At 54.2% G+C, this 21,178-nt stretch carries 17 protein-coding genes; 12 read left to right on the top strand and 5 right to left on the bottom strand.

Annotated features, from left to right (window positions below; genetic code table 11):
- Window positions 1-128 precede the first annotated feature (128 nt).
- The 8 genes from PHV74_04580 (at window position 129) to PHV74_04545 (ending at window position 9,951) form a co-directional block, all read left to right on the top strand.
- Complete coding sequence (locus PHV74_04580) at window positions 129-2,609, top strand: DUF3352 domain-containing protein (GenBank protein MDD5093643.1); 2,481 nt, start codon at window positions 129-131, stop codon at window positions 2,607-2,609.
- 86 nt (window positions 2,610-2,695) lie between these two features.
- Window positions 2,696-3,844, top strand: coding sequence for an FtsX-like permease family protein (locus tag PHV74_04575; GenBank protein ID MDD5093642.1), 1,149 nt, complete (start codon window positions 2,696-2,698; stop codon window positions 3,842-3,844).
- Window positions 3,837-4,520, top strand: a complete 684-nt coding sequence (locus PHV74_04570) for an ABC transporter ATP-binding protein (GenBank protein MDD5093641.1) — start codon at window positions 3,837-3,839, stop codon at window positions 4,518-4,520. The genes PHV74_04575 and PHV74_04570 overlap by 8 nt, the downstream gene beginning before the upstream one ends.
- A gap of 262 nt (window positions 4,521-4,782) precedes the next feature.
- A complete protein-coding gene (locus PHV74_04565; GenBank protein MDD5093640.1) occupies window positions 4,783-5,262 on the top strand; it encodes a hydrogenase iron-sulfur subunit in 480 nt (159 codons plus the stop codon).
- 127 nt (window positions 5,263-5,389) lie between these two features.
- A complete protein-coding gene (locus PHV74_04560) occupies window positions 5,390-6,553 on the top strand; it encodes a (Fe-S)-binding protein (GenBank protein ID MDD5093639.1) in 1,164 nt (387 codons plus the stop codon).
- A complete protein-coding gene (gene hdrA2 / locus PHV74_04555) occupies window positions 6,550-8,991 on the top strand; it encodes a CoB-CoM heterodisulfide reductase HdrA2 (GenBank protein ID MDD5093638.1) in 2,442 nt (813 codons plus the stop codon). Before PHV74_04560 ends, hdrA2 begins: the two co-directional genes overlap by 4 nt.
- 148 nt (window positions 8,992-9,139) lie before the next feature.
- Window positions 9,140-9,277 carry a hypothetical protein gene (locus PHV74_04550; GenBank protein ID MDD5093637.1) on the top strand — a complete coding sequence of 46 codons (138 nt, stop codon included), beginning with the start codon at window positions 9,140-9,142 and terminating at the stop codon, window positions 9,275-9,277.
- Window positions 9,278-9,495: 218 nt separating this feature from the next.
- Window positions 9,496-9,951 carry a GIY-YIG nuclease family protein gene (locus tag PHV74_04545; GenBank protein ID MDD5093636.1) on the top strand — a complete coding sequence of 152 codons (456 nt, stop codon included), beginning with the start codon at window positions 9,496-9,498 and terminating at the stop codon, window positions 9,949-9,951.
- Here PHV74_04545 and PHV74_04540 read toward each other — a convergent pair.
- On the bottom strand, window positions 9,899-10,714 hold the full coding sequence (locus PHV74_04540) for an inositol monophosphatase family protein (protein MDD5093635.1): 816 nt from the start codon (window positions 10,712-10,714) through the stop codon (window positions 9,899-9,901). The genes PHV74_04545 and PHV74_04540 overlap by 53 nt on opposite strands.
- Window positions 10,711-11,685, bottom strand: a complete 975-nt coding sequence (gene trpS / locus PHV74_04535; protein ID MDD5093634.1) for a tryptophan--tRNA ligase — start codon at window positions 11,683-11,685, stop codon at window positions 10,711-10,713. The genes PHV74_04540 and trpS overlap by 4 nt, the downstream gene beginning before the upstream one ends.
- A 235-nt stretch (window positions 11,686-11,920) precedes the next feature.
- On the opposite strand from trpS, the gene PHV74_04530 reads away from it, so the two are divergent.
- Window positions 11,921-12,463 (top strand): gamma carbonic anhydrase family protein, encoded by a 543-nt coding sequence (locus tag PHV74_04530; GenBank protein ID MDD5093633.1) that lies wholly within the window; start codon window positions 11,921-11,923, stop codon window positions 12,461-12,463.
- A 38-nt stretch (window positions 12,464-12,501) separates the two neighbouring features.
- Here the strand turns inward: PHV74_04530 and argS are convergent, their stop codons facing one another.
- Together argS and PHV74_04520 are read right to left on the bottom strand one after the other, a co-directional pair.
- Window positions 12,502-14,163, bottom strand: a complete 1,662-nt coding sequence (gene argS, locus PHV74_04525; protein MDD5093632.1) for an arginine--tRNA ligase — start codon at window positions 14,161-14,163, stop codon at window positions 12,502-12,504.
- A gap of 118 nt (window positions 14,164-14,281) precedes the next feature.
- Window positions 14,282-15,169 (bottom strand): hotdog domain-containing protein, encoded by an 888-nt coding sequence (locus PHV74_04520; GenBank protein MDD5093631.1) that lies wholly within the window; start codon window positions 15,167-15,169, stop codon window positions 14,282-14,284.
- A gap of 471 nt (window positions 15,170-15,640) precedes the next feature.
- Between PHV74_04520 and PHV74_04515 the strand changes: the two genes are divergently transcribed.
- The 3 genes from PHV74_04515 to PHV74_04505 are packed head-to-tail and all read left to right on the top strand — an operon-like array spanning window position 15,641 to window position 20,131.
- The gene (locus PHV74_04515; GenBank protein ID MDD5093630.1) at window positions 15,641-17,755 is read left to right on the top strand and encodes a histidine kinase dimerization/phosphoacceptor domain -containing protein; all 2,115 of its coding nucleotides are present in this window, start codon (window positions 15,641-15,643) and stop codon (window positions 17,753-17,755) included.
- Between the two features lie 13 nt (window positions 17,756-17,768).
- The gene (locus PHV74_04510; protein MDD5093629.1) at window positions 17,769-19,328 is read left to right on the top strand and encodes an ATP-binding protein; all 1,560 of its coding nucleotides are present in this window, start codon (window positions 17,769-17,771) and stop codon (window positions 19,326-19,328) included.
- Window positions 19,329-19,384: 56 nt separating this feature from the next.
- Complete coding sequence (locus PHV74_04505) at window positions 19,385-20,131, top strand: response regulator transcription factor (protein MDD5093628.1); 747 nt, start codon at window positions 19,385-19,387, stop codon at window positions 20,129-20,131.
- 103 nt (window positions 20,132-20,234) lie between these two features.
- On the opposite strand, the gene PHV74_04500 is transcribed toward PHV74_04505, so the two are convergent.
- On the bottom strand, window positions 20,235-21,178 hold a 944-nt coding region (locus tag PHV74_04500; protein MDD5093627.1), incomplete at its 5' end, for a helicase-related protein.

The following is a 21,178-nucleotide window of genomic DNA, read 5'->3' as shown; positions in this document are numbered from 1 at the left end:
TCCTCGCTGAATTGCATGCTCTTGGCCCTTATATTATAGGCTTTTTACCTCATGACAACAGGGGCGTTTTGTGTTATATATAGTAGAGGGAATCCAGTTCAGTCCGAAATAGCGCTCCAAGGAGGAGAATGGAAATGTTTGCTTTCGATAATGCGGTGAAGGGCAAACTCAGCATGCGTCATCATGCGATGGAACCGAGGCAAAGGGACGGCAAAGGCTTGTGCGGAATGTCGTGGCAGGTGCTATCTTTGTTGGTAGTGGTATCACTGGTATTAGGCCTGCTGGGTTTAGCACGTCCTGCTGGTGCTACTGCTTTGGCTGCAGATCAAGGTGAGCAAACTGCCAAGCTTCTGCCTGCAGATATTGACTACTATCTCACCGTCGACCTGGATCCAAGCGAGGGTCAATTGGCAAAATTCCGGTCCTTCCTGAACAACTGGTGGCAGAATCCGGATGTTCAAACCGAATGGGATAAACTATTAAAACAAGCTCAGGACGAGAGCGGCATCGATATCGAACAGGATGTTTTTCCCTGGCTGGGACCGGAGCTGGCGATGGGAATGAGCCTTCCGGTTCCCGCCAGGGAGGAACAGACAGATGCTGAAATGGTTTTCCTTATCGGAACAATGGATAAAGATGCGTCCGATGCCTTTTTCTTTGATAAGCTCGCTTCTGCTCTAGAGGATGAAGAGTTTCCCACTCATCCCTCAGGTGATTACAAGGGAATAGATGTTGTCTACACGCCGGAGGAAGAGACTTACTGGGCTTTCCCTGAGGAATATATTGTATTCTCCAACAATCAGAGCTTCCTTGAGGAAAGCCTGGATTTGATGATAACTCCCAATACAGACGCCTCTCTGGGTGGCAGTCCAGATTTTCGGAAAGCCCAAGCCAGTTTGCCGGATCGAGCAGGAATGCTCTACTACAACTATGCGCACCTCTGGGAGCAGAGTCTTTCGCAAATTCCTGCCGAAGACAACTTCATGTTTGAGGCTTTTGGCAATAGTATTCCCTCTTGCATTGCCGCCTCACTTCAGTTCGCCAGCAATGGCATGGTCACAACCGCTTACTATCCTTTGTCCAAAGGGATGACGCCGCCAATCGCAGAAAACGACCTGCTCCGCAGCGCCAGGATAGTTCCCAGCGATGCGTGGCTCTTTCTTTCAGGTCAGAATGTGAATGCGTCCTGGTATGGGGCTGAAGACTCGCTTGCCAAATACCTGAAAGGCGTCACCGCCAATATAGATGATGAGTCCGATTTTCCTGAAGGCATGACCAAGGATGATATTGCCAGCCCGGATGCGCTCAGTCGTTGGGTGGAGAAAAAGGTAGGGTTGAACATCAATAGGGATATCTTTGGCTGGATGACAGGGGAATACTCGCTGGCCTTACTGCCCCTGAGTTTCGATGAATACGGCTCAACATTCCCGGATTTGCTCTTGCTTTTTGAGGTAGAGAATCCGGCCGAAGTGAATAATCATCTGACTGCCATTATTGATGCCATCAACAAGATAATCGAGGAGAGTACGTCGGAAGATGAGACTCCGGATAGGCTGCGCACGTCTGCAACATCCATTGGCGGCGTGGAAGCTACACGAATCACCAACAATGCCATGAAGACAGATGATGGCTCTCCAGGCTGGCTCTTCCTTGACATTGATAACACTCACTACCTGGTCATCGGCACGACTACCGGTGCCCTAGAAGCGGCAGTGGCGGCCAGTGAGCAAGAAATACTTTCACTGGATGAGGCGGAGGAATATCGAGGGGTGATGGCCTTACTGCTAGATACCAAAACATCTCTGGCATACTCCAATCTCAGTCAGATATTCAATGCGATAGTCTCTCAGGCATCTTCTGAATATATGAGCAGGCAAGATCGGGAGGATTTTGAGCGGTTTGTCAGATACCTTCCATTGCAGTGTGCCGTAGGCTCTTCCGGAAATGCTGGGAGTGCGGATGCCGTGATCGGGACTGGAGTGCTCTATTTGTTGCCGCCGCCGTTGACAGAGCAAACTATATCGAGGGGAACAACTGGCAGGATAGAAATTCCGGAGCAGACGTTCGACTTTAGTAATACAGCCCCGGACGTCGGTCGCTGTGCAGTAAGTATCAGTATCGATGACGCCAATGCCCAGCAGGAGGGAAACATCAAGGTGACCGCGATGGAAGAACTCCCTGTCGGGTCTGGATTTGAGTTAGCGGCAGCACGGAGCGGCGCAAATATAGCAGATACGGCTTATGGGATCAAGGTTGACAAAATAAATCTTACCGATGACAGCATAGGTACTGCAACAATCACCATGAAAGTGAACAGGGCCTGGGCAGACAATCAGGGCACGGATAATGTCAAGATATTCCGTATCAGTGAGGGAGCTTGTGAAGTACTGCCCACAGTGTTCACCGGCTATCAAGAGAATCAGGCGGTCTTTGTCGGCACTTCCGCAAATGGCCTCTCATACTTTGCTCTGGTGGCCACATCTTCTGAAAAAAGTGAGACCCATTGGGCGCTGATCGGTGGTATAATCGCAGGCGTACTAGTAATAGCTGCTGTTGTTATGGTGCTATCACTCCGAAGACGCAGGGCAGTGCCGGAAATTAGCCAATGAAGACTGTGCGGCTCTATCCGTTCGAGTGAGTAGCACAGTCTCCATTACCTCACGGTGATTCGATATAATGATGGGGTGGCATCGATTTGAAAACCATCCCATCATTTCTGCCAGTTATTAACATGCTGTTTTCTCTAGTTGGAAAGAATCTGCTGGCCCGTCCCCTCAGGAGTTCGCTGACCGTCTTGGGTATCGGTATCAGTATTGCCGTCATCATGGCCTTATTTGCTCTGGCCACTGATCTCAAAGAGGAACTTGGCGCCACTGCACAGATAACTCAAGCCGATCTCGTGGCTACTCAGAGAGGACTCTCCGGTCCCACAGGCGGCTCAATTCCTGAATCCCGCATTAAGGATATCGCCCAGCTTGAAGGAGTGGAACGAACCACCGGGTTCCTGCTCGCCTCCGTCAGCCTTCCGGATACAGCCTCTTTCAACCTGTTTGGAGTCATCCCTCAAGATGAGGACTTGTACCTGGGAGAAAGCCACACCATTGAAGGGAGGTATGTCCGAAGTCCCGGTGAAATAGTCCTGGGAAGGCTGGCTATGAATGACCTGGGGATTGAAGTTGGGGAGATATTCCGGATGGAGTCGGGAGCAGATTTCACGGTGGTAGGCATCTATCAGACAGGGAATCTCTATCTTGATGGTGGCGCTGTGATTACACTGGAGGAGGGCCAAGTAATTCTGGGGAAAGAGGGGAAAGTGGCGCTGGTGGCCATTTATTTATTGTCCGGAGCTGACCAAGATAAGATCACTCAAGAGATAGAATCCCAGTGGCGTTATTTGAAGGTGAAACCCTCTGCCGATCTCCTGGAAACTTCGGCTACTGCCGAGTTCGGAAAAACACTGGCCTGGGTACTAGCCGCAATCGCTATAATGATGGGCAGTGTGGGAATCATCAACACGATGTTCATGTCAGTTTCAGAACGCACCAGGGAAATCGGGATTATGAAGGCCGTGGGTTGGAGTCAATTCGATATTCTGAGGATGATCTTCAGCGAATCGATGATTCTGAGCTTATTGGGATTTGTTATCGGCAGCCTGCTGGGGATATTGACGATCTGGGCAACCACCTCTCTCCCCTCGGTGGAGGACTATGTGAATCCCTCTTTTACCGCTGATGCTTTTCTTGTTGGCCTAGCCGTAGCCCTAGTTCTGGGAGCTCTTGGCGGGGTATTCCCTGCCCATCGAGCATTGCGCTTATCCCCTGTGGAAGCGTTGCGCCATGAATAAAGTTTTGGTTCAGACTGAAAAGCTGGGGAAAACGTACCTCAACGGGAAAATCGTAGCTCTCGAGGAGGTCGATCTGGTAGTGGAGAAGGGAGAATTCATTTCGATCCTGGGACCGTCCGGGAGTGGCAAAACGACTTTGCTCAACATCATCGGCGCCCTGGACAAGGCAACAAGCGGCAGAGTAGCCGTAGACGGCTTTGATCTATCTGAAGTCAGAGATCTTAGTCGTTTCAGGTCGGAGAGGATCGGGTTTGTTTTCCAGCTGCATAACCTCATTCCTTCCCTGGACGCCCATTCCAATATACAGATTCCGATGTATCCTCTTAAAATGGGCGCCAAAGAGCGCGCGAGCAAAGCAACAGAGCTGCTGGATATAGTAGGTCTGAAGGGCAGGGCGCGCCACACTCCGGCAATGCTTTCCGGCGGCGAAAGACAGAGGGTTGCCATGGCACGGGGCCTGGCCAATAGTCCTCTGTTGGTTCTGGTGGACGAACCAACAGGAAACCTAGATCATAAAACAGGGCAGGAAATCATCGACCTCATGCGTCGGTTGAACAGCGAACTGGGGACAACTTTCATCATTGCCACCCATGATCTGAATGTCGCCAAGAGTTCCAGCAGAGTTGTTCAACTCAGCAACGCAAAACTCGAGCACTGCCACATTCCATCGATATAGTGTAGCTCCGGTGTCTGCCCTGCAGATAGGGGGCTTGCCCTTGCTTCTTATTTCTCAACTGCCGCTACCAACATGCCTTCCGAGGGGAGGCCGCACCTCCGATACGGGAGCATCATTTGAGCAAAGAGAAAAACCCACAGTCGGCTGAAGACTGGCTAAGTTGAGTGAGCAAACGTACTGTGATAGAATTCCCTTGGAGTAAACATAACCTGAACCATGCACTGTTTGGGATGTCGGTTCAGATATGGCATAGAAGGACGGAATGTTCGGGGAGAGTGTGACAGTATCGGAGGGATTTGAGCCCCGCATCGTAGGCTTTGTCTGCAACTGGGGAGCATACAGCGCTTTGGAAGCAGCCGGGATAAACAGGATATCCTATGCCTCCAATGTGCGGCTTATGAGGGTGATGTGCCTGGGGCGGGTGAACACCGGTCTGCTGCTTAAAGCCTTTGAGATGGGCGCTGATGGTGTGGTCCTGCTGGGGTGTTCCTCGGGGACTTGCCACTATAAGTTTGGCATCGATCAGACCAAGGGATCGGTGGCGGAAACCAAGAAGATGCTGAACCTGCTGGGCATGGGGTCCAAAAGGGTGCATCTGGTTGAAGTGCCGGTGGGCGATGGCGAGTTTCTGGCCAGAAGAGTCGATGCTTTTGTGAAGCGCACTCGGGACATAGGTCCGAGCCCGGTCAAGTATCCCCGCAAACAGATCGAATCGGACTGGGATTTCACCGGCTTATCTTAACCGCCGAGAACACAGAGTGCGCAGAGGTCAAATATATGCATTCTCAGCGGTCTTGGCGTTCTTTGTGGTGAATGTTGTTTTGAACGAAACCTTCTTCATTACGGATTAGAGAATACGGGCTTTTTACATGAAGGAAATAAAGAGGATTGCTGCTGACACCAAGGCTTACGGATGCCTGGATTGCGGGAAGTGTACCGCTGTCTGTCCGGTATCCCGCTATGACTGCGATTTTTCGCCGCGAATGCTGGTCTACGATGCCCTTCACGGTGGTGAGTCGGAGGTGTTGAAGGATGGGCAGATATGGTCGTGTCTCACCTGTGCCGCCTGCGAGAAGGTGTGTCAATCCGGCGTCCGCTATTCCGACTTTGTCCGGTCGCTGCGCGCCGATGCCTATGAGATTGGCAAGACGGGCCAATGCACTCACGGGGGAGCCCTGCAATCCCTGATGCGCATCATGGCCAGCGATGATCTGAAGCAGGATCGCCTGGGCTGGGTGGTGAAGCAACTGCAAATCGCCGATACCTCGGACGTCTTCTATTTCGTCGGGTGTGCGCCCTATTTTGACACTTTCTTTTCCGATCTCGATGTGAAGACGCTGAGGGCGGCCAAGGGGTCGGTGGCTATCCTGAATCATCTGGGTATTGTGCCGGCGCTTTCACCCGATGAGCGCTGTTGCGGCCATGATCTGCTCAATATCGGAGATGTTGAGGGTTTCGTCAACCTGGCTCGACATAATATTGCGGCCATTGCTAAAACTGGGGCTAAACGGGTGGTAGTGTCATGTGCGGAGGGGTATCATACGCTGAAGGTCGAATATCCGCGACTTCTGGGCAATACGGGATTCGAAGTCGTCCATATGACTGAACTGATCGCTGAGGCCGTCAAAAATGGCAAGCTGAAATTCAATAGCGTTAACCGGAAAGTCACCTTCCACGATCCGTGTCGATTGGGGAGGATGTCCGGTATCTATGATGCGCCGCGCTCCATCCTCCAGGCGATCCCGGGGCTGGAGGTGGTGGAGATGAATCATCATCGATCGATGGCGGTGTGTTGCGGCACTCAATCCTGGATCAACTGCGGGGCCACCAACAAGCAGATACAGCTGGAGCTGTTGAGGGAAGCAAAAGCCACCGGCGCTGATATGCTGTTGACCGCTTGCCCAAAATGCAAGATCCATTTGACGTGTGCCATGAACGATGAAAAGCTTGGCCAGGAGCTTCAGATAGAGATCGAAGACATCTCTCGTTTTGCTGCCAGTGCGCTCTGGCCGGGGAGGAAGTTCATATCATGAGTGAAGATGATCTGAGGATCGGGGTTTTCGTTTGCGATTGCGGATCCAATATCGCCGGCTTTGTGGATACGGAGGCGGTGAGGCAATATGCCGAGGGCTTGCCGGATGTGGCAGTAGCGGCTGGCAGTTCGTATACATGCGCGGATCCCGGTCAAGAAGCAATTAAAAAGAACATTCGCGAACACAATTTGAATCGCGTGGTAGTGGCCACCTGTTCGCCCCGCCTTCACGAGCCGACCTTTCGGGCCTGCGTCGCCGATGCGGGATTGAATCCCTATCTGCTCGAAGTGGCCAACATCCGGGAGCACGTGAGCTGGGTGCATTCCTCGGATCGAGAAGCTGCCACCCAGAAAGCCAAAGACACCGTCAGAATGGCCGTCGCCAAGGCGCATTTCTTGAAACCTCAAGTTGAGAGCAGGGTGCCGGTCACCGATGCGGCTCTGGTCATCGGCGGCGGAATCGCCGGTATTCAAGCGGCGCTGGATTTGGCCAATACCGGCCATCAGGTCTATTTAGTGGAGAAAGAACCTTCCATCGGTGGGATCATGGCGCAACTGGATAAGACCTTCCCCACCATGGATTGCTCCATCTGAATACTCGGACCGAAAATGATGGATGTCGGTCGACATCCAAGGATAAAGCTACTGACCTTGAGTGAGGTCGAACAGGTCACGGGTTACATCGGCAATTTCCATGTGAAAGTGCGCCAGAAAGCCCGTTTTGTGGACGAGACGGCCTGCACCTCTTGTGGCGATTGCGCCGTCGTCTGTCCGGTAACCAGCCCGGATGAATATCAGGTTGGGCTGGGCACTCGCAAGGCCATCTACAAACCGTTTCCTCAAGCGGTTCCTTCAGCCTATGTGATCAATCCGGCCAACTGCCTCGGCCGCAACCCCATTGCCTGCGGCAAGTGCATGGAGAAGTGCCAGAAGCGCTGCATCGATTTCGATATGCAGGATGAGATCATCCAATTTGATGTCGGCACCATCATTGTGGCTACCGGAATGGATGTGTATGACCCGACGGAGATGGATGAGTACGGCTATACGCGCTTCGAGAATGTGGTTACCAGCCTTGAGTTCGAGCGGCTGATCAATGCGGCCGGACCTACCGAGGGCCATTTGATACGTCCCGGCGATTTCAAGGTGCCCAAGCGCATCGGATTTGTGCAGTGCGTCGGCTCTCGTATGGAGAATCGAGGGAATCCCTATTGCAGCAATATCTGTTGCATGGCCACCATCAAGAACAGCCTCCTTTTGAAGGAACACTACCCGGACAGCGAGGTCTTCGTGTTCTATATCGATCTGCGGGCTTTCGGCAAGGGATTTGAAGATCTCCTGAAGCGAAGCCGGGCGCTGGGCGTTCGGTATATCCGGGGCTTGCCTGGCAGCGTGACGGAAAATCCGGAGTCCGGAAATCTGACGGTGAGCGTGGATAATACCACTGCCGGAAGGCTGGAGAAATACGAACTGGATATGCTGGTTCTGGCCGTGGGGCTGGAACCGCGCAAGGACGGCAATCAGCTCCGGCAGCTGTTGAATCTCTCCAAGACCAGCGATGGTTTCCTGCTGGAGGCGCATCCCAAGCTGAAGCCTGTGGACGCTTCGACGCCGGGTATTTTCCTGGCGGGGTGCGTGGAATCGCCCAAGGATATCAAGGACAGCGTAACCCAGGCCAGCGCGGCAACCGCGAGGGCTTCCATCATCCTGAATTCGGATGATCTTACGGTAGAGGCCATTACCGCTTCGGTGGATAAGGAGAAGTGCACTGCTTGCGGTGTTTGCGCTCGCGTGTGTCCTTATGGGGCAATCAAGTTCGATAAGGAAAAGAAGACCCCTGCCGAGGTGATCGAGGCCATGTGTGCCGGTTGCGGTACATGTGCTGCCGAATGCCGCTTTGATGCCATCAGCATCCGACACTTCAGTGATGAGGCGATCATGGCTCAGACGGAGTCATCTGTTGAGGGGAATGCCGGGGAAAGGGTGGTTGTTTTTGCCTGCAACTGGTGCTCCTATGCGGGAGGAGACAACGCAGGGACTTCTCGATTGCAGTATCCTTCCAACGCCCGCATCATTCGAACCATGTGCAGCGGGCGTGTCTCCGAGAAATTCATCCTGCGCGCTTTTGAACTTGGCGCGGCGATGGTGTTAGTTTCCGGCTGCCATCTGGCAGACTGTCACTACATCAATGCGAACACTTGGACCGTGCGCCGGATGGACCGGCTCTGGGATAAGTTGGAGAAGCTGGGCATTCGACCGGAGCGGCTGCAACTGGAATGGATCAGTGCCGCCGAGGGCCAGAAGTTCGCCCGGGTGATGAACGAGATCGAGGAGATGCGCCAGAAGGTCAAGCCGGAGGAAATTGTGTACACCCAGAAGGTGCTGGCTGAGGAGCGGCTGAAAGAGAGCGCGAAGGTCAAGGCCAGGGCGAAAGCGTAGGAGGTCAGTGTTGTCTTGTCATCGCGAGCCCTTCGGTGAGCTCAGGATAAACTCCGCGTGGCGATCTCTCTGCCCTCAAAAGAGATTGCCGCGTCGTCCGTTTGAGCGGCCTCCTCGCAAAGACATCTGACCGCTAAAAAGAGGTATCATGTCCGAACAAGAGAACTTCAAGTGTCTGCGCTGTGGAAATGAATACTCCCTCCCCAAACCTCAGAAGGCCGAGATGGAGGAGCGGACGTGCCCGAAGTGTCGGAGCAACAGTGTGCGGAAGGTGAGCAAGGGATAGGATTCTAATTGGTCTGTGTCATTCTCGCGAAAGCGGGAATCCAGAGCAAATAAACTGGATTCCGGGCTTGACCCGGAATGACAAACGCTATATTTTACTTGCCTCTACTTTACAACTGTGTCTCAGGGCGCGTCAACACATGATCTGTTCCTGCCCATCCAAAGTATTTGAACCTCCTCATTTGACTTGCATCCCCCGGTGCGCCTAGAATCCGTGATGTGAAGCCGGAAAGGGGCAGTTATATTCTCCTCATCTCTCTGGATCGGGACGCAGTCATCACTGTGGGGAAACTGGGGGCCTTCTCATTCCGTCAAGGATATTATCTTTATGCAGGGAGCGCGCTGGGTGGGTTGATGGGTCGGATCAACAGACATCTGAAGGGGAATAAGAAACTTCACTGGCACATCGATTACCTGCTGGCGCAATCGCGGATCGTTGAGGTTTGGTATGCATCGTCGGCGGAAAGGCTGGAGTGTCGATTTGCGGAGGCTGCCCTTCTCCTGAAGGGGGCGCAGATTCCGGTCAAAGGCTTCGGCTCATCTGATTGCCGATGCCCTTCGCATCTGGTCTATCTATCGGAAAGGCCAACCCTCAGCCGTTTTCAGGCCGCCCTTGATGAAGTCAGCCCTGCCCGGATTGGGCTAAGATGTCTCGAACTCCCCGATGGGCGTTGATGTCTCCGCAGGCGAAGATATGGCCATCCCAGACGGAGGAAGGGTTTCCCTGCCAGTCGGTGGCGATTCCCCCTGCTTCCCGTATCAGCAGCATTGCGGCGGCCATATCCCACGGATAGAGGCTGCGATGAAAGTAGACGCTCAGCCGACCGCAGGCCACGTAGGTTAGTCCTAGCGCAGACGACCCGGTGATGCGAAAGGTAGTATCCGCCGACCACAGGCTGAGCACCTTTGAGAGTAACTCCTTGGTCTTGGCGTCATCGTAACCGAGGTCCAGGCCGATGATCTTCATCTTGAGGTCCTGCTCTCGCTTCACGGAGATGGCGGAATCGTTCAAAAACGCCCCTTTTCCTTTCTCAGCGCGGAACATTTCGTTCCTCAAGGGGTCGTAGACGACACCTACCACAGGAACATCTCTATAAGCCAGGGCGATGGATACAGCAAAAAGAGGGATGCCGAAAGCATAGTTGGTGGTGCCGTCCAGAGGATCGATGATCCAGCAGTATGGGCTCGACTTATCGCTTTTCCCCGATTCCTCACAGAGGATGCTGTGCTCGGGGTATTCATCCTTGAGCCGCGCCAGGACACTTTTCTCCGCCAGAAGATCGGCATTGGTGACCAGGTTTCTGTTCCCCTTGCTTTGTATTTCTTTCTTGTTTGAGAAATAGCTTTTGAGGATATCCCCGGCATCTCGGGCGGCTTGGGTGGCTACGCTCAGAGGATCAAGTCCGCTCCGGGAGGTAGGCAGGTGGGTAGGCTTCATAGCAGACACATTGCCTCTTTGACTTCCCGGAGGGTTTCCCTGGCGATGAGATCAGCCCGCTTGGCGCCATCGGCGGCTACCTCTTCCACATAGCCGGATCTGGCGGCGAATGCAGCTCTTCTTTCGCGGAATGGTTCCATTGCTGTGTTGATGCCCTGAGCCAGCAGCTTCTTGCAATCCACACACCCGATGGCTGCGCCGCGGCATCCCCGCCCGATTTCTTCCTGCCGATCAGGGTTGTAGAAGCCGTGGAGCGTATAAACATTGCAGACCTCGGGACGTCCGGGGTCCTTGCGGAATTTGCGCTCCGGATCGGTGAAAGCCCCGGAGATGCGCTTGGCTGTTTCTTCGGGGGTAGCCGCCAGTTCGAGGTGATTATCTAGGCTCTTGCTCATCTTGCTTGCACCGTCCAGTCCGACGACGGTGCGATAGTTGGTCAGCTTGGCCTGGGGTTCGGGAAAAACGGGTTTGAACAGCATATTGAACCGCCGCACGATCTCGCGAGCCAGTTCCAGATGAGGCAGTTGATCCTCTCCAACGGGAACGGTATCGGCCTTGTAAAGCACGATATCAGCCGTCTGGAGAACTGGATAGCCCACCAATCCGTAATTGACATTCTGGGGCTGCTGCCGGGCCTTTTCCTTGAAGGTGGGCACGCGAAGCAGCCAGCTCAGGGGCGTGACCATGCTGAGCAAGGTGTGGAGTTCCATCACCTGGGGCACGTGCGACTGAACGAAGAGTATGCTCTTCTGGGGATCGAGCCCGGCGGCCAGCCAGTCGAGCATCATTTCGCGGATATTGTTCTGCAACTGACTGACGTCCTCCAGGGTGGTCAGGGCATGGATATCGACGATGCAGTAGATGCATTCGTAGTCGTCCTGCAGCTTTACATAATTCTGGATAGCGCCCAGATAGTTTCCGATATGCTGTTTTCCGGTAGGCCTGGCCCCGGAAAATACGCGTCCTTTCATCTCCAACATCCTTCAGGCTGTCCCCGCATTTCACATTCCCCCCTTGTTGCAAGAAGCCTCCCATAAAGAGGTGCAGGATACTTCCTGCCGGGGGTTTGGGGGTGTCCCCCTCCCGAACTTGCTTCCCCCTTTTGCTAAAGGGGGATTGAGGGGGTTTAGACAGCCATTCTTGTCAATTTCTCTAGAGAAGTCTAACATAAAGGAGACAACACGGGCAAGGAGAGTCAATCTGAAGATGATCGAGATATGGGACGGTAAAGCGCCGAGGATTGCCGAATCTGCCTTTGTTCATCCGTCGGCACATGTTATCGGCGATGTGGAGATCGGCGAATATACCATCGTGTTTCCCGGGGCGGTGATCCGGGGCGACGTAGGCATGATCAAGATCGGCAGGTGGGTGCTGGTGGAGGACAACTGTGTGCTTCATGCCGGAAGCCCTCATGAGATACCGACGGGGCGTTACTCGCCTCTGATTGTAGGGGACAACGTGGTCATCGGGCATGGGGCAGTGGTTCATGGGAAGCGCATCGGGAACAATGTGCTCATCGGCACCAATTCATGCGTGCTGGAGGATGTGGAGATCGAAGAGGATTGCCTCATAGCGGCTGGCGCGGTGGTTACTGCCACAGGCAAAGTAATTCCTGCTCGTTCCTTTCTCACCGGTGTGCCGGCTAAGATCAAGGGAAAGGTGCCGCCAGATCAGCTTGCCTGGTTCACGGACCGGTACGAGTACGCTGTGGGAATGGTCCGGATCATGCGGCAGGCGAAGGTGATGTAGGGGAAGAGTCTTAAACTCTCGCTACAGATATCGCGGGTTCACATTCGCTCCGGGGTGTTCATCCCCATCAGTCGGAGCGTCTTGGCCAGAACGATTCGTGCGGCTTCCATTAGCTTCAACCGGGCTAACGTCCGGGGCTCGTCCTCAGTGATCACGCGGCATTTTTCGTAGAAATTGTGGAAGGCGGTGGCCATGTCCTGGGCGTAGTGAGGGAGGTGGTGAGGCTCAAGGCCGGTTGCCGCCAGCTCGATGATTTCCGGCAGGAGGATCAATTTCTTGATCAGCTCCAATTCGGCGTCATCGGTTAGAAGCGTTACATCTCCCCGGGTGTAGTCGAGTCCCTTTTCTTGGGCGAGTCGAAGGATGCCGGCGATGCGCGCATGCCCGTACTGGACATAATATACCGGATTGTCCATCGATTCCTGTTTGGCCAGTTCCAGATCGAAATCCATCTGGCTGGATGCCGATCGGGAGAGGAAGAAGAAACGGCAGACGTCCGGGCCCACCTCTTCGACGACTTCTCGCAACGTGATAAGTTGCCCGGTGCGCTTGGAAACCTTGACCACCTCTTCGCCTCGGCGCAGGCTGACCATCTGGGAGATCAGGATTTCCAGCCGGGACGGATCGATTCCCAGCGCTCCAATAGCGGTTTTCATCCGGGAAACATGTCCCTGGTGATCGGCGCCCCAGACATCGATGACCCGGTCGAATCCCCGTTCCACAAACTTGTTGTGGTGATAGGCAATGTCGGCGGCAAAATAGGTGGGGACTCCGCTGGAGCGAATCAGAACGTTGTCTTTATCCTCGCCCAGCCCGGTGGAGACGAACCAGAGCGCCCCCTCCCTTTCTTCGACGTGGTTGTCCTTCTTGAGCAAAGCCAGGACGCGCTCGAACTGGCCGGAATCGTAAAGCGTCTGTTCGCTGAACCAGACATCGAACTCCACGTCCAGAAGCTTCAGATCGTCTTTGATGGCGGCGATGACTTTATCGAACCCAATCCGGCCCACTGTCTTAATGGCTTCCTTGGGGTCCAGTTTGAGGAAGCGATCGCCTTTTTCCTTCACGATCTCGCGGGCGATTTCAATCACGTACTCTCCGCGATACCCGTCTTCCGGTAGCTGTGCAGGCTGACCCAGCACCTTCAGATAGCGGGCATGAAGGGAGGCAAAAAAATTGAAGATCTGATTGCCGGCGTCGTTGATGTAGTATTCTTTCTCCACGGTGTATCCGGCGGCGCTCAGGACTCTGGCAAGCGTGCTGCCCAGCACTGCTCCCCGTCCATGACCCACATGGAGCGGTCCGGTGGGATTGACGGAGACAAACTCCAACTGTATTCGGGAGCCTTTCCCCAGAGACGAATCGCCGTAGCGCTCTGCCTGGTTGATGATCTCATCAACGTGCCCAGTTAACCAATCCCTGGTCAACACAAAGTTGATGAATCCGGGGCGCAGAACGGTTACTTTATCGACGCCTTCGATGACAGGAGGCAGGGCTTTGACAATAGCTTCGGCGATACCCAGGGGGTTCATCTTGGCTACCCGCGCCAGCTTTAGGGCAACCGTTGCCGCATAATCCCCGTGTTCCGGGTTTTGCGGATGTTCGAGGAGGATTTCCGGCAAGGAAACTTGCGGTATCAGTCCTTCGACCTGCGCCTGAAGAGCAGCCTGCTCCAGTAGTTGGGTGATTCTCTGTCTGATCATGGGAAAACGTTTCTCATTATACAAGTGGGCGGTTGAGTAAGCAATACAGACGCTTCATTCGTAGACAGCGATTCATGGCTAGCGCCTTCGCCGGAAGGGTGAAAGATGACTGGAACAGTCATCCCCTTGCCGCCTCTTTCTTTGGGACAGCCCCTGCCCTTCTGGCCTCATATTCTGCCTTGGCTTCCTCAAATAGGATCCTCTCTTCCTCGGTACTGATAATCAGCGGCGGCACTTCAATCGCGCCTCCATCTTTGTTCAGAGCGACCATGATAAAACTGGCTGTGAGGGCATGGATGCGTTTTTCGGTGTAGAGTTTTTCCACTTCCACTTCTACCCTGACCGTCATAGAGGAACGGCTGGCAAACACGAGTCGAGAATGGAGGATCACTACGTCGCCAACCTTCACCGGGACCAAGAACTGAAGATCATCTACCTTGGCCGTTACCACCGGATTGTTGCAGTGACGGGCAGCTGCCACACCGGCGGCATTGTCCATCATCTTCATGAGTTCGCCGCCGTGGACATTGCCGGCAGGATTGGTCTGATTCGGCAGCATAATCTGGGCCATATACGTTGCGGAATGCCCCACGGTTCTGCCCTTTATTTGACCACCGGACTCCAGGGTTTCCAAAATCCGGGCAAAATGGTCCTCATGAGTGTTTTCAGTTTTCCCCATCTTCCGGAAAAAGTCGGCAATCTTGGCAAACCCCTCTTTTTCGGCAATTTTGGCCGCTTCGGGATAAATATTCACGGCTTCCTCATGTTCTTGCCGTATTGCTGCTTTCAGACTGGACTGAATATCTTTCAGCCCACCCTGAAGTCTGAAACAGTGGATGGCATGCTCCATTTCGTTTTGGGCTGTGGCCGCAAATATATCGGCCACCGGTTGTTGTCCTGCCTCCTTGGCCACCTGCGCCATCCGAGTATATTTGAAATAGGCTTGAAGCTCACCCGCCAGGAGGTTTCGTAGATTCCGCTCTGTTTGACTGCCTTCCAACTGCATTCTTTCCCCCTTCTGAGGACCCCTGCCACGTGCCCATCATCGCTGGTGCGAAGATTCTCCTTGCCCGTGACCAGAGGCTCCCGAGTCCGTAGTTTGTAGCTATTTTAGCACACTGAGTCACCGTTCACCTGGGGTGAGGGTACAGAGGGGGATCACCATCTTTGCACCGATGGAGTCCCCATCTTGTAGAGCACCTGCATTGCGTTGATGAAGACAGCGGTGGAGAACGTCATTCTCATCAGCCACGCCTGTTCTGAAGGTACACAGCCAAAATTCAGGGGAAGCCCCCACAAGATTGCCGGGCCCACACGGTTTCTTATTGTCAAGTTCTAGCTTACTCTAGTATCTATGGACCCTATATTCAAGGTCTGTCGACAACAACTGAGGCATTCAAGCTTTTGCTGGTGTTTACTCTATCAGAGAGCATAGTGCCCGCAGTTCACTCGTCAGCAATTGACATGAGTCAATAAAATGCGCATCAGCAACAAGATTCTCCTTGTGGTTCTGACAGCGGCAGTGCTCTCAGGAAGCACAGCTGCCTTCATCGGAAGGCAGATAGCCAGTGACGCTCTCACGCGTGAGGCAAAGGACAACCTGTTAACCATATCGCAATCGCGGGCCCGCAGTGTCCAGAATTTTGTGGATTACCAGCTGGCTAATGTTCAGGTGCTGGCCGATCAGGCAACCCTGTACTATACCGGACTGGAGGCTGGGCAACGCGAGACGGCCTTCTCTTTCGCAGATGACGGTTCGATTCGCACCATCGTGCAAAGTATCACCGCCTCCAGCACTTATGTCTGGCAGGCATTGTACGTGGCTGCGGAGGGATATGTGGTGGCATCATCGGTTCGCGCAGAGGACCAGGCTGGCCAGAGTCCCGCGAATCAGATCATATCAGACTGGGCTGCGGTGGACTACAGTCAGATCGACTGGTCGGCTGTTGATCCAACTGAGATCGATTGGTCAAAAGTGGATTATAGCCAGATCGATTGGTCGCGCCTTGATCTGGGCCAGGTTGACTTCGCCCGACTGGACTGGAGCCAGGTCGATATCAGCCGGGTCGACTTAAGCCAGGTTGACTTGAGCAATGTGGATTGGACCAAATTCGATCTCAGCAAGATTGATCTCAGCAAGGTTAACCTGAACACCCTTAACTGGCGCAGTATTGATCTGAGCGACATGGAATGGGACTTTATTGATATGCGGCGTCAGGACGTTTATCTCAAAGGCAGGGAAGGGCCCTATATCGGCAGATTTTCACTGCTCCGGCCTGATATCCAATCGGAAGCCTTGGCTAACGACACTTTCGTGCTGGGAGTGTCGGCCCCGTTTTTCGCGGGGAACCAGTTGAAAGGCGTGATGGTGTATTTGGGCGGGCAAGACGAACTCAACTTCATCACCGGCGATAAAAGCGGCCTGGGAGACACCGGCGAGGTGTACCTCATCGATGAAGAAGGGCTGATGCTTACCCCTTCGCGATTTCTTCAGGATGCGGTACTCAAGCAGCAGGTATCTGTGTCGCCTGGTATCGGCGATGAAACGCAATATGCCGTCGTCTCCTCCCATAACTACATGGGCGACAGTGTTCTCGGGGTATATCACCAGATACCCGGGACTCCCTGGACGATGGTGGTGGAGAAGAACCATGCCGAAATCGTGAAACCGGTTGGGGATTTGACTCGGACGATTCTGATAGCGATGCTCGGCCTGCTGGTGTTATGCAATGTAATGGCCGTCTTTCTGTCCAGGGCAATATCCGTCCCCATTGTCAGACTGCGAAAGGGGGCGGAGCAGATCATGAAAGGGGATTGGGATTACCCGGTGGAATCGTCGTCAAATGATGAAGTCGGACAGTTATCCCGATCGTTCAGCGCAATGACTGACGCGCTGAAACGCTCCCAACAGGATCTCCACCAGAAGAACGCAGTGCTGGAGGAGAGAATTGCCGAGCGGGAGGTTCTGCTGAAGGAAATCCATCACCGGGTGAAGAACAACCTTCAGATTATCGCCAGCCTGCTGAATCTGCAGAAACGCAGCATCACTGATCAGGAGGCTCGGTTGCTGTTCGAGGAAAGCGGGAGACGGGTTCAGTCGATGGCGCTGATCCACGAGCAGTTGTATCGCTCTGGTGATTTGGCGAAGATCGACTTCAAGCAGTACCTCCGTAGTCTGGCCGATAATCTCATCAGGACGTATGCCAATGGCTCGAGTGGGATTGCGCTGAATCTGCATGCGGAGAACATCTTCTTGAGCATTGACACAGCGGTGCCGTGCGGGCTGATGGTCAACGAGCTGATCACCAACTCGCTGAAATATGCCTTCCCGGAGGGTTGGCAAAGGGATCCTTCCAATAAATATGCTCCGGCAATCGATATTCGGGTGGCCATGACGAGCGATCACCATCTGACTTTAGTGGTGGCTGACAATGGCATCGGATTACCTGAGGGCCTGGATATCTACAATACCGAGACGCTGGGGCTGCAACTGGTGACCAGTCTCTCCTCCCAACTGAGTGCGTCGGTCGAGGTGGACAGGACCCTTGGAACCACATTCAGGATCACCATTCCGCAGGGCGATCCATCTTGATGAGAGGTGAATTATGGGAGACATCTGTGTTCTGGTTGTTGAAGACGAAGCGATTGTGTCCAAGGATATTCAGATGCGGCTACGGGATCTCGGGTACGTGGTTCCGGCGGTCGCCCATAACGGCAAGGATGCCATCCGGCTGGCTGCGGAACTGGCTCCCGACCTGATTCTGATGGATATCCGCATCAATGGAGGCATGGACGGCATAGAGACCGCGGCGGCAATTCGAGCCCGGCAGGATATTCCGGTGATCTACCTGACGGCCTATGCCGATCAGCAAACCGTCCAGCGGGCGAAGATTACCGCACCCATGGGATACTTGGTCAAACCATTTCAGGACAGAGATCTGAACATCGCCATAGAGATGGGGATTTACCGCGGCCAGATGCAAAAACAACTGGTGGAGAGCGAGAGGCGATTCCGGCAGATGTGCGAATTGTTGCCTCAGTGTCTTACCGAAATGAATGAATCGGGCAACGTCACCTATATCAACCCGGCTGGCTTGAAGATGTTCGGCTACGCGGAGATCAATCTGCAAGCAGGCGTAAATGTCCTTGATCTGGTGGCCGATGAAGACCACACCCGGGTAATGCAACAGATGCATCAGATCCTGGAGGGGCAAGAACTCAGATCGACTGAATTTGTGGCGATCCGAAAAGATAAGACATCCTTTCCCATTATGGTTTACCCCGGCCCGCTTCTAAGAGACCGCCAGATCCGGGGAGTTCGAGCTATCGTGGTGGACATCACCGATCAGAAGCGGGCGGAAAATGAGAGGGCTCGACTGAAAGTCCTGGAGGAGATGGATAGACTCAAGACAGTTCTCCTCGCCAGTGTCTCACACGAACTGCGAACGCCTCTTACCGCGATCAAAGGGCTGGCCAGTACCCTGATCCAACCGGACGTTAAGTGGGATGATGAGACGCAGATGGAATTCCTGCAGGAGATCTGCCAGTCTGTCGACAGGCTCACCCATATCGTCAATGACCTCATTGAGATGTCGCAGATGGAGGCAGGCACCATGAAACTGGACGTCAAGCAAAGTAGACTGTCCTCCATACTGGGCCAGATCGATCATCAGCTTCAGACGCTGACCAGGGAACATCGCTTTGAGATCAATGTGCCGTCAGATCTCCCTGCCGTCAACACGGACGAGGTGCGCATCGGACAGGTGATTACGAATTTGATCGCCAACGCGGCGGCCTATTCTGACAAAGGAACCCGGATCACCCTTGAGGCCGGTCGGGTTGACGGAAAACTCAAAGTCGATGTTGCCGATCAGGGTATAGGCATCCCGAAGGAGGCCCTGCATTCTGTGTTTGAACGATTCCAACGGTTGGAGAGCGCCAGGAAACGAAGGAGTAAAGGGGTCGGTCTGGGGCTGGCGATCGCGAAGAAGATTATCGAGCAGCACGGGGGTAAGATTTGGGTAGAGAGTGAGGAGGGACGCGGTTCCCGTTTCAGCTTCACCATTCCTATTGCTGAGAGGGCGGAATTCGTGCGGGATGTTGAGGCCTCCCTGAGCCATGCTGTGCCGGCGCCTGAGTCGATCCAAACCGGCATAAAAGGTTAACGAAGTTCTATTAATCCAGGGGAGCCTTGGATAATCCAACGGGAAGTAACCAGAGAATGAAAGTACTGATCATCGAAGATGAACCGGAGATAGCCGAGGCCGTTTCTCTGTGCTTCCAACTTCGCTGGGGGGGTGCACAGGTTTCTTGTGCCAGCCGGGGTCGCAAGGGCATCGACATGGCGGAGACAGAATGCCCCGATATCGTCATTCTCGATGTCGGCTTACCGGACCTCGACGGGATTGAGGTTTGCCGCAAGATCCGCCTGTTTTCGGACGTGCCCATTGTGATGCTGACAGCGAGAGGAAGGGAAATCGACAAGATCGAGGGCCTCGATGCCGGAGCGGATGACTATGTCACCAAGCCTTTCAGCCACACCGAGCTGATCGCCCGGGTGAAAGCCGTACTGCGGCGTTCCGATGTGGGCGGGTTGGATCAAACCAAACAGGCCCTTCACTTGGGAACGGTGTGCATCGATTTTGCTGCCAATCGAGTACGCGTGAAGGGAAGAGAAGTTCCACTGACTCCCACAGAGCATAATCTCCTGTTTTTCCTGGCTAGAAATGTGGGCCAAATCGTATCGAACCAGGTTCTGGTAGAGACTGTGTGGGGAAAAGATTATGCCGATGGAAACGATTATCTGACTGCCTATGTCGGTCGTCTTCGAGTCAAGCTGGGCGATTCGCCGGACAACCCCCGGTTGATCGTCTCCGAACCGGGCATAGGATACCGGCTAGCCAAACCTCCTGGCTCAACGGATGGGCTGCCGAATTTACAGACTATACGGCATCAGCTGAGTGCGTAGCAGACATATTCAGGCCCGAGTCGCTTGCCTGTCAGTGATGGCTTGATCAGCAGCGATTGTATTTGACAATCGCCGTTTTCATCCTCTGTTGGACAGGTGAGATTCAGGGCTCCCTTTCCTCTGCTCCTGCCCACAATCGGGCCACCTCTCTGGACAGTGCCTGATGCTCCGGCTTTTCCAGACGGGGATCGATTTCAAACAGCCGCATGGCCTCTCTGCGGGCCAGATCCAGGAGACGAACATCGGTGAGGCGGGCCATTTTGAGGTCGGGGAGGCCGCTCTGGCGGGTGCCGAAGAACTCTCCGGGGCCTCGCAGTCTCAAATCCTCCTCAGCCAGCCGGAAGCCGTCGTGGATTTGCTCCATCAGGGACAGCCGCTCCCTGGCTTCGGGGGACGGATTTTCGGAGAGGAGCATGCAATAGCTTTGATAGCTGCTTCGGAAGACCCGTCCCCGGAACTGGTGCAGTTGAGAGAGCCCGAACCGATCTGCGCCTTCCACCAGCATCACCGTGGCATTGGGAATGTCCACTCCCACCTCGACTACCGAAGTCGATACCAGGATATCGATCTCCCGGTCCCGGAACCGGCCCATCACCTCTTCTTTTTCCGTGGCGGACATGCGACCGTGCAACAGCCCCAGTTTAAGATCGGGGAAGACTTCTCTGGAGAGACGCTCGTATTCAGTGGTGGCGGCTTTGGCCTCGATGTTCTCCGATTCCTCCACCAGCGGACAGACGATGAATGCCTGGCGTCCTTCTCTGATTTGCTTGCGCACGAACTGGTACCCGCTTTGCCGCTGCCTGGGGCTGAGCCATTTGGTCTTGATTTCCTTTCGGCCCGGTGGCAGCTCATCGATCACCGATACGTCCAGATCGCCATAAAGCGTCAAGGCCAGTGTGCGCGGGATCGGGGTGGCGCTCATCACCAGCACGTGCGGCTGGGTACCCTTCTGTTGTAATTCTAGACGCTGCATTACGCCAAAGCGGTGTTGCTCATCGACCACCGCCAGCCCCAGGTCTTTGAACGCCACCTTCTTCTGGATCAGCG

This window comes from Dehalococcoidia bacterium (genome assembly GCA_028711995.1).
Taxonomy (GTDB): Bacteria; Chloroflexota; Dehalococcoidia; order SZUA-161; family SpSt-899; genus JAQTRE01.
This window is presented reverse-complemented; position numbering and strand designations above follow the sequence as displayed.

Coding starts and splice junctions, on each gene's coding strand:
- PHV74_04570 (MDD5093641.1), top strand. CDS start 3,837: ATGAATAAAGTTTTGGTTCAGACTGAAAAGCTGGGGAAAACGTACCTC.
- argS (MDD5093632.1), bottom strand. CDS start 14,163: ATGATCAGACAGAGAATCACCCAACTACTGGAGCAGGCTGCTCTTCAG.
- trpS (MDD5093634.1), bottom strand. CDS start 11,685: ATGAAAGGACGCGTATTTTCCGGGGCCAGGCCTACCGGAAAACAGCAT.
- PHV74_04560 (MDD5093639.1), top strand. CDS start 5,390: ATGAAGGAAATAAAGAGGATTGCTGCTGACACCAAGGCTTACGGATGC.
- PHV74_04580 (MDD5093643.1), top strand. CDS start 129: ATGGAAATGTTTGCTTTCGATAATGCGGTGAAGGGCAAACTCAGCATG.
- PHV74_04510 (MDD5093629.1), top strand. CDS start 17,769: ATGGGAGACATCTGTGTTCTGGTTGTTGAAGACGAAGCGATTGTGTCC.
- PHV74_04515 (MDD5093630.1), top strand. CDS start 15,641: ATGCGCATCAGCAACAAGATTCTCCTTGTGGTTCTGACAGCGGCAGTG.
- PHV74_04540 (MDD5093635.1), bottom strand. CDS start 10,714: ATGAAGCCTACCCACCTGCCTACCTCCCGGAGCGGACTTGATCCTCTG.
- PHV74_04565 (MDD5093640.1), top strand. CDS start 4,783: ATGTTCGGGGAGAGTGTGACAGTATCGGAGGGATTTGAGCCCCGCATC.
- PHV74_04530 (MDD5093633.1), top strand. CDS start 11,921: ATGATCGAGATATGGGACGGTAAAGCGCCGAGGATTGCCGAATCTGCC.
- PHV74_04520 (MDD5093631.1), bottom strand. CDS start 15,169: ATGCAGTTGGAAGGCAGTCAAACAGAGCGGAATCTACGAAACCTCCTG.
- PHV74_04505 (MDD5093628.1), top strand. CDS start 19,385: ATGAAAGTACTGATCATCGAAGATGAACCGGAGATAGCCGAGGCCGTT.
- PHV74_04550 (MDD5093637.1), top strand. CDS start 9,140: ATGTCCGAACAAGAGAACTTCAAGTGTCTGCGCTGTGGAAATGAATAC.